Annotated in this window: 2 protein-coding genes and 1 pseudogene; 1 reads left to right on the top strand and 2 read right to left on the bottom strand. The window is 52.0% G+C overall.

What is annotated here, in order from left to right; translation table 11 throughout:
* Nucleotides 1–75, top strand: a 75-nt coding sequence (locus BHE85_RS27710; RefSeq protein ID WP_228365084.1) for a hypothetical protein, incomplete at its 5' end; no start/stop codon positions are given.
* Nucleotides 76–101: 26 nt separating this feature from the next.
* Here the strand turns inward: BHE85_RS27710 and BHE85_RS18280 are convergent.
* Nucleotides 102–425: pseudogene (locus tag BHE85_RS18280) on the bottom strand (RtcB family protein); the annotation flags it as partial.
* A 31-nt stretch (nucleotides 426–456) separates the two neighbouring features.
* A partial coding sequence (locus tag BHE85_RS28495; protein ID WP_369803596.1) for a hypothetical protein occupies nucleotides 457–525 on the bottom strand: 69 nt, incomplete at its 5' end.

Raw genomic sequence — 525 nt, 5'->3', positions numbered from 1 at the left:
CTGGCGAGACGACGCTGCGACGTTCTGTTCGCCATGATGCGCGACGGGACTTTTTATACCCCGCAGGGGTCATAACATGCTTGACAACTTAATAGGGGCCCCCCCCGCGAGCCGCTATGAACCAACAGTTGCAGATGTTGTGCATCCAGACCTGCTAGTGCAAACAGTTCAGCGTTGATGATTTGATCAACTTGTTGCAGTTCAGCGAAATGATTGCCGCCACCGATAGAGCCAAGCGAGCTGCACCACGGATGCTGTGCAAATGCTGACGGCAGGTTTTCCTCCAGCCAGCTTTCTTCAGCAACGTCATCCAGATCTGATAATCGCTTTTCAAACTTATCGGCGTTGTATTTGCGAGCGAGAATATCTGTTTGCCATAGCGCCATACCGCAGCCGATATCATTGCCGACCAGTGCCGGATAAAAAGTAAGCGTCAACGGAGCACCGTATTGACGCTTATTTATTGGTGAGTGCTACGTTCCATGGCAGGAGTTCGTCAACACGGTTGGAAGGCCATTCCGGCAG

Source organism: Shigella sp. FC1567 (genome assembly GCF_001743015.1).
GTDB lineage: Bacteria > Pseudomonadota > Gammaproteobacteria > Enterobacterales > Enterobacteriaceae > Escherichia > Escherichia coli.
Note: the sequence above shows the minus strand (reverse complement) of the source record. Positions and strands in the feature narration are given on the sequence as shown.